Source organism: Gemmatimonas sp. (assembly GCF_044345575.1).
Lineage (GTDB): Bacteria > Gemmatimonadota > Gemmatimonadetes > Gemmatimonadales > Gemmatimonadaceae > Gemmatimonas.
Map to the genome: position 1 here is coordinate 1 of NZ_JBIJAW010000146.1, position 8,149 is coordinate 8,149.

Annotated in this window: 4 protein-coding genes and 1 pseudogene; all 5 read right to left on the reverse strand. The window is 64.6% G+C overall.

Features of this window, described 5'->3' with window-relative positions; genetic code table 11:
* Positions 1 to 1,334, reverse strand: a pseudogene (locus ACIQ6O_RS09840) (hypothetical protein); the annotation flags it as partial.
* A gap of 332 nt (positions 1,335 to 1,666) precedes the next feature.
* Complete coding sequence (gene metG, locus ACIQ6O_RS09845; RefSeq protein WP_396207615.1) at positions 1,667 to 3,199, reverse strand: methionine--tRNA ligase; 1,533 nt, start codon at positions 3,197 to 3,199, stop codon at positions 1,667 to 1,669.
* A gap of 275 nt (positions 3,200 to 3,474) precedes the next feature.
* Positions 3,475 to 4,722: a stage 0 sporulation family protein gene (locus ACIQ6O_RS09850; protein ID WP_396207616.1), complete on the reverse strand. Its 1,248-nt coding sequence runs from the start codon at positions 4,720 to 4,722 to the stop codon at positions 3,475 to 3,477.
* Between the two features lie 11 nt (positions 4,723 to 4,733).
* The gene (locus tag ACIQ6O_RS09855) at positions 4,734 to 5,702 is read right to left on the reverse strand and encodes an acetyl-CoA carboxylase carboxyltransferase subunit alpha (RefSeq protein WP_396207617.1); all 969 of its coding nucleotides are present in this window, start codon (positions 5,700 to 5,702) and stop codon (positions 4,734 to 4,736) included.
* A 30-nt stretch (positions 5,703 to 5,732) separates the two neighbouring features.
* A partial coding sequence (gene dnaE, locus ACIQ6O_RS09860) for a DNA polymerase III subunit alpha (RefSeq protein WP_396207618.1) occupies positions 5,733 to 8,149 on the reverse strand: 2,417 nt, incomplete at its 5' end.

Consider the following 8,149-nt stretch of genomic DNA (forward strand, 5'->3'; position numbering starts at 1 on the left):
GCATCGCCCATGATGGCCGCCGGTCGCCACACGGTCGTGTTGAAGTCACCGAGCACGTACATGGGGCGGATCGTCGCGATCGTCAGCCCACCGGTATCGGCCGATGTTCGTGGGCGCGGCAACCGCGCTCCCTGGCGCAGGCGAACCGCCACGAAGTCGCTGCGGTCATCCGCCGGGTTGGTGTTGATGACGTTGATGTAGATGATGCGCGGCGCGCGCGAGCTGCTCGCCGAATCGGCCCAGATCCGCAGCGTGTCGAGATGAATGTCGATGAGATCCGGACGCACGGTCGCGTTCCCGCTGGGGCGCGCGTCTTCGCGCCCTTCGTAGAACGCGTTGCGCACCGGCTTGAAGATGCGGTTGCACTGGACGGACGCCGGCACCGCCAGCGTGGCGCTGCGTTCGTGCGTGAGGAACGAACAGAAGTTCGCCTTCATCGTGTTCGTGTCGGCCGTGGCGTAGCTGCTGAAGACACTGGCATCCAGCGTGATGTACCAGTCGGCCTTCCACGCCATTTTCACATCCTGCACCATCGCGTTGTCCGAGCCGACACGCGGTTCGAGCAGGGTTAGTGCCGGCATGTTCGCCGGGAGCGGCAATTTGAGCGGCTTCACGCCGAACGCGCCCGACATGAGGCGGCCATTGAAACGCTGCTCGCTGCGGGTCTTGAACAGCGGACCCGAGTGACTCCGGCTGTCGAAGTCGAGCAGCACGGCGGTGCCCGCGTTGTTGTTGATCCGCACACCGTTCAGTCGCTGGCTGGCGTCCTTACGCTGCCAGAAGACACTGTCCGGTGTGGTCAGGTTACTCTCGAATCGGGCGTCGTTCGAGGACAGGTAGAGATTGCCATTGGTGTGCACCCATCCCGTGAACGTCATCGGGGCACCCGGCAGAATCTCGAGATCGCCTTCGTAGAAGACGCCGAACTGAAAGAGCGGAATGGTCTGAGCGTTCACCGACAGCACCGCCATCGCGCGATTCCCGCTCGTGTCGCGCGCCGTCACTTCGATGTCGATCGGCTGATTGAGCGAATAGAGACCGGCGAACGGACCGGCGTTGATCGTGCGCGAGACGGGGGTGCCCAAGGTCCGCGTGCGCTGCTGCATGCGGAACCCGGTGATCGCCGGCGTCGTGATGCTGGCGATGTCCTCGCCATTGATGATGCCATCCTGCATCGCCGCATCGAGTTGCGCCATGACATCGTCGGCACCGCCCTCGGCCGCGTACTGCGCACGCGCGCCGCGGTAATCGGCGTTCGATGTGCGCGACATCGTGGAGACAGCCGACAGACCCGCCAGCACAATCACGGAGAACATCACGAGCATGAGGAGCACGATCTCCAGCGCGAACCCCCTGCGTGGGCGGGGGGGGCGAGGGGACCGATTCGGGTGACCGGCGGCTACCGATGCGAGCGTGACGAACATGCGATATCTCCTGCGCGAAGGCTTCGTACAGGAAATACGAACTTCAATTCATGATGCAACATTCACAGGACGACACTCGACGCACATCGGGCGAAAACAGCCGCCGGAGAAACAGTTGGCGCCAATTTGTGACGGATGTTGCCCGGCGTGAGACGTTCGGCTCGAGGTGACCGCGATGCGCCGTCCGGGGCAAGAGCACAGCGCTCGAGGCTCAGCGCCAGTGACTCACGCCGCACACCACGTCAGGCGGGTCGGGGAAAGAGCGGTTCACCCTTTTGCACCCTCCACCCGCTCACGTCGAGCCCACCCAGCGTGTCGAATCGCTGGTCTGCTACCTGTCCCGGCGCGCCAAGCTGGGCCCACACCTGTTGGGTCTTGTTGGGCATGAACGGCGCGAGCAGTACGGTCTGACGCGCGATCCGGCGAATGAGCGAGGCGAGGATGACTTCGAGTTCTCCGCGGCGCGTCTCGTCCTTGGCGACGGCCCACGGCGCCGTGGCCGCGGTGTATTCGTTGGCGCGCTGCGTCATGCGGTACACGGCGCTGAGGCCGTCGTGCAGCAGCCACCCCTGCTCACCATGCATGGCGGCGTGATAGGCCGCGAGATCGGCGTCGTCGGTCTCTTCTTCGGCCGGCCGCGCCGCACTGGGCACGACACCGTCGAAATACTTCTCCACCATTGCCATCGCACGGCTGGCCAGATTACCGAACGCGTTGGCCAGATCGCTGGTGTAGCGCTCCTCGAATCGTTCCCAGGAGAAGTTACCGTCGCCGTCGAAGGGCACTTCGCGGAGCAGGACATAGCGGAACGCGTCGGCGCCGAAACGATCGATGGCTTCGCCAAGATCGAGCTTCACGCCTGCGCTCTTGGAGAAACGTTCGCCACCGAGCTGGACGAAGCCGTGCGCCCACACCTGCCGGGGGAGCGGCAGCCCGGCCGCCTTGAGCATGGCCGGCCAGATCACCACGTGAAAGCGCGTGATGTCCTTGCCGATGATGTGGAGGTCGGCGGGCCAGCGCGCCTCGTAGCCCGCGTCAGGGAAGCCGGTGGCCGTGAGATAATTCGGGAGCGCGTCGAACCACACGTACGTGCCCTGCGTCTCGCCGTTCGACAGCGTGAGCGGGAAGGGTACTGCCCATTCGAGACGGGAGCGCGACGCCGAGATGTCTTCGAGCCCCTGATTGAGGAGGCCAAGGATCTCGTTGCGACGGCTTTCGGGCTCGCAGAACGACGGATTGGTGGTGAGCAACTCGCGCAGGTAGTCCTGATACTTCGACAGGCGGAAGAACCAATTGCGCTCTTCCACTTCCTCGAGCACCCGTGTGGTGTGCAGCACACACTTGCCGTCGGCGTCGATGTCGGCGTCCTGCTTGAAGGCTTCGCAGCCCACGCAGTACATGCCCCGGTACGACCGCTCGTAGAAGTCGTCGGGGTTCTGCTGCGCGATGCGCTCGATGAGGGCCTTCACGCCGGCTTTGTGGTGCGCTTCGGTGGTGCGGATGAACTGGTCGTAGCCCACCCCCAGCCTCGCCCACATGGCCTGGAAGCGGCCGGCGATTTCGTCCGTGAAGGCCTGAGGCGCCACGCCTTCCTTCGCCGCGGTCTGCTGCACCTTCTGGCCGTGCTCGTCCATGCCGATGAGCAGATGCACCTCGTACCCACAGAGGCGACGGTACCGGGCAATCACATCGGCGCCGATCTTCTCGAGCGCGTGACCAAGGTGCGGATCGCCATTCGCATAATCGATGGCAGTCGTCAGGTAGAATCGCGGCATGCACCCAATGTAACCAGCCCGGGTCCGCGGAGCCTCCATCAGGCAGGAGGGGCCACTCCTCGGAGAAAGGGGGAACGGGCGGTCCCGCTTGGGAGAATCGGGGAAAAGGGGGAACTGATATTGGGAGAAAAGGGGAAAAGGAGAAAATGAGACTGGGTTGGTCGCGTTGGCTCACCAATAGCGAGGCCTTTCTCCTTTTCGCTTTTTCTCCTTTTCTCCCAATATCAGTTCCCCTCTTTCTCTCTTTCTCCCGTCTCTCTTTCTCTCTTTCCCCGTCAGTCAGCGGAATCGGAGTCGTCGTCCGGATCGGAATCGTCCACGTCGGCACCCGGCTCATCCCCCGCTTTCCGCCGCTCCTCGGCAGCGCGAAGGCGCCGGCCGCCGCGCCGTCCACGCCGCCGCTTCCGGCGCGGGGCCTCTGCGCTCTCTGTCGATGCGTCCGGTCCAGCCGGCGACGGTGCCGTAGCTTCCGGCTCGGCCTCGACAGTCTGCTGCGGCTCGACCTCCGCCGGTGCCTGGATCGGCGCCTCGACGTGGGACTCCACCTGCGCCAGCGTGAACGTTTCGAACTCCATCGTATCGAGCATCGACATCGACTGCGGCTCGAGTTCTGCCATCGCCGCCGCGGTCTCCAACGCGTACTCCGCCGCGGTCGCCGCAAGCGTGCGCTCCTCCGCGATCCCGCCGTGCTCCATGCCTCCCAACTCGGCCTTGAGCTCCGCCAGCGCGATCACTCGCGTGTCGCCCTCCGCCGTGCGCAGCGTCACCCGCTCGTGGAAGATGTCGCACACGATCACCTTCTCCTCGCCGAGCGAGGTGGCGAGAATCTTCCCTTCCTTCGGGAATTTGCGCCGGCTCTGCACGTAGAACTCGTGCTCGTACCGCAGGCAGCACATCAGCCGTCCACACGCGCCGGAAATCTGCTGCGGGTTGAGCGACAGCTTCTGATCCTTGGCCACCCCGAGATTGACCGGCCGCAGATCGGGGAGCCACGACGCCGAGCAGTACTCACGGCCGCAGCGCCCCACACCACCCAGGCGCTTGGCCTCATCACGCACACCGATCTGCTTGAGCTCGATTCGGGTCTTGAACTGTGCGGCGAGGTCGCGCACCAACCCGCGGAAGTCCACGCGCTTTTCGGCCGTGAAGAAGATCGTGAGCTTGCGTCGGTCCCACTGCCACTCGGCGTCGGTGAGCTTCATGACGAGGCCGTTCGCCTGGACCCGCTCCATCGCCTTGCGGCGCGCGTCCTCGTTCTCGGCCGCCAGCTCGCGATCGGTGCGTTCGTCGTCCTTGGTGGCGAGGCGCAGGGCTTTGCGCGGCGGCGGCGTGGTGCCACAACCGTGTGCGCATCCCTTGCACCGCACTTCGGCCAGTTCGCCCGTAGCATGCACGCGACCGAAGTCTTCCCCGCGATCGGCTTCGACGATGATGCCCGCACGAAGTGCGGGCGGCGTCTCACCGTCCCACGAGAAGAACTCCTTCCGGTTGCCCCGGAATGCGACCTCGATGAGATGCGACACGCCAACCGCAGCTATTCGGTGAACTGACCCATGCGCAGGAACTTCTCGCGACGACGGCGCACGAGCTTGTCCGGCTTGAGGCGCCGCAGCTCTTCGATGTTGCGGATGAGGGCATCGCGCAACGCCTTGGCGGTGGTGGTGTGATCGGAGTGGGCGCCGCCGGCGGGCTCCTTCACCACCTCGTCGATGATGCGCAATTCGAGCAAGTCGTTGGCCGTGATGCGCAGCGCCGTGGCGGCCTTTTCGCGCATCTCCGGGCTCTTGCCGTCCTTCCAGAGAATCGCCGCACATCCTTCCACGGAAATGGTGGAATACACGGAATTCTCGAGCATGAGCACCCGATCGGCGACGCCGAGCGCGAGCGCACCACCTGAGCCACCCTCACCGATCACCGTGGCCACAATGGGTACCTGCAGCTGGCTCATTTCGAGCAGGTTACGCGCGATCGCTTCGCTCTGGCCGCGCTCTTCCGCCCCGAGTCCCGGCCATGCGCCCGGGGTATCGATGAACGTGATCACGGGCACCTGGAACTTCTCGGCGAGTTTCATGAGCCGCAGCGCCTTGCGGTAGCCCTCGGGGTGGGGCATGCCGAAGTTGCGCTTGAGGTTCTCCTTGGTGTCGCGGCCACGCTCGTGACCGATCACCATGACCGTCTCGCCTTCCAGCCGCGCCCACCCCGCCATGATGGCGGCGTCTTCACGGAACAGCCGATCACCGTGCAGCTCGATGAAGTCGGTGAACGCGTGCTTGATGTAATCCGACGTGAACGGCCGGCGCGACATGCGCGCCACCTGCACGCGCTGCAGCGGCGTGAGGTTCTGATAGATCTGTACGCGCACCTCGCCGAGCTTCTGTTCGAGCGGCGCGATTTCGCGCGCCACGTCGATGGACTGATCGGCAGCGAGACGCTTGAGCTCCTCGATCTGCTTTTCGAGCTCCACGATGGGGCGCTCGAACTCGAGAACCGGGGCAGCAGCCATGACTATCCTGGAAAGTTCACGCGTTGCCCGTCAGCCACCGGTGCGCACGAGGCGCACCCGGTCGGCGCCAAGCAGCGCGCGAAGGTCAGAAAGAATTGCGGGGGACGCCGTCACCGTCAGCGACTTCGAGCGGAACCGCACCGTGCGACCGTTCGCGTCGCGCCAGCGCAGCTCAAGTGGAGCGGACCCTTCATGGGCTTCCACCTTCGCTCGAACATCCTCCATCATCGCCGCGGGCAAGTCCAGCCCCGCGGACAGATCGATCGCCACGGCCACTTCACCGCTGGCCCGCACTTCCTCGAAGCGCGTAACCCCATCCACGATGAATGTCGCGTTCTCCACGCCCTGGTCCTTCTTGGAGTACCCGCCCTTGAGCAGGAGGGGGATGTCGGGGCGGACACGCTCCGCAATCACCCCCCACGCCTCCGGAAAGACCAACACTTCGGAAGATCCGGAAAAATCCTCGACTGTCAACCGGGCAAACTCATTCCCGGACTTCTTCGAGATCTGCCGCTTGATGGCGGTGACCACCACACCGATGGTTACCTGCTCCGGCACCCAGTTGCCCAACTGGGATACCGTATGCGTGGCGAACAGTTCGCTCTCTGTTCGGTATTTCTCCAGCGGGTGCCCTGAAATGTAGAACCCCAGCAGCTCCTTTTCGCGCTGCAGCCGCTCGCTTTCGGTCCACGGCGCCGTGTTGGGGAGCGACGGGGCCCCCGATTGCTTCGCCGGACCGCTTTCCTCGGGGCTGCCACCCAGCAGGTCGCCGAACAGCGACCCCTGTCCCTTTTCGGCCTCTTCCTGCTGGAGCCCGGCCTCACTGATGGCCGTGTCCAGCGCCGCAATGAGCTGCGCCCGGTGCCCGCCCAGGCCGTCGCAGGCGCCGGCCGCGATCAGCGCTTCGAACACGCGCTTGTTGAACACGCGCAGGTCCACCCGCGTGCAGAGGTCGTACAGGCTCGTGAACGGCCCGTCCTTGCGCGCCTCCAGCAGCGAGTCGATGGCACCGCGTCCCACGTTACGGATGGCGCCCAACCCGAACCGGATGCGCTTGTCGCCCACCACCGTGAAGCGCCACCCCGATTCGTTCACATCGGGCGCCAGCACTTCCAGCCCCATCTCGCGGGCTTCGGCGATGTACTTGATGACTTCTTCGGTCTTCCCGATGTTCGACGACAGCAGCGCCGCCATGAACTCGGCGGGATGGTGCGTCTTGAGGAAGGCGGTGTGGTACGCGACCACCGAGTATGCCACCGAGTGCGACTTGTTGAAGCCGTAGCGGCCGAACGTTTCGATCTGTCCGGCAAGCTCCTCGATGATCTTTTTGTCGTACCCCTTCGCGATCGCCTTTTCGGTGAACTTGCCGAGCTCCTTCTTGATGAGCTCCGCGTCTTTCTTACCCACGGCCTTTCGCAGCACGTCGGCTTCGGCGAGCGAAATGCCCGCCAGTACCTGCGCGATACGCATCACCTGTTCCTGATAGGTGATCACGCCATAGGTGTTGGACAGAATGGGTTCGAGCTCGGGGAGCGGATACACCGTGGGCTCTTCGCCGCGCTTGCGGCGGATGTACACGTTGTGCATCCCCGCGTCGAGCGGACCCGGGCGCAGAAGTGCGTTCGACGCCACGAGGTCGTCGAAGCGGTCGCATCGCATGCGCTTGAGCACATCGGTGGCCAGCGCACTTTCGAACTGGAACACGCCCCCGGTACGACCGGCGCGCAGCACCTGATACGTCTTCTCGTCGGTGAAGCCGCGTTCCTCGAGCGTCACGTCGATGCCGAGCCGATCTTTCACATTCTTGATCGTGTCGGTGATGACGGTGAGCGTGGTGAGCCCGAGGAAGTCCATCTTGAGCATGCCGGCCTTCTCGAGCGCCGTCATGTCATACTGCGTCACGATCACGCGCTCGTCGCCGTCGCTGCCCGACCCCTTCGTGGCCTGCGTGCAGATGGGCACGAAATCGTCGATCGGGCCCGGCGCAATCACCACGCCAGCGGCGTGCACACCCGTATGGCGTGAGAGGCCTTCGAGCTTCACGGCGAAGTCGAGCAGCTGCTTGTAGCGCGCGTCGGTCTGGTACAGCTGCTTCACCTCCGGCACCTGCTCGATGGCCTCGGCCACCGTGAGCGAGTTGTTCGGCGCGTTGGGGATGAGTTTCGCCAGCGCATCCGTTTCGGCCGGCGTGAAGCCTAGCGTGCGCCCCACGTCCTTCACGGCGGCGCGCGATTTCATCGTCCCGAACGTGACGATCTGCCCGACGCTGTCCTTGCCGTACTTCTGCCGCACGTACTCGATGACCTCACCGCGACGTTCGAAGCAGAAGTCCACGTCGACGTCGGGCATGCTCACGCGCTCCGGATTCAGGAAGCGCTCGAACAGCAGGTCGAACTCCAGCGGACACACGTCGGTGATTCGCGTGGCGTACGCCACCAGCGAGCCGG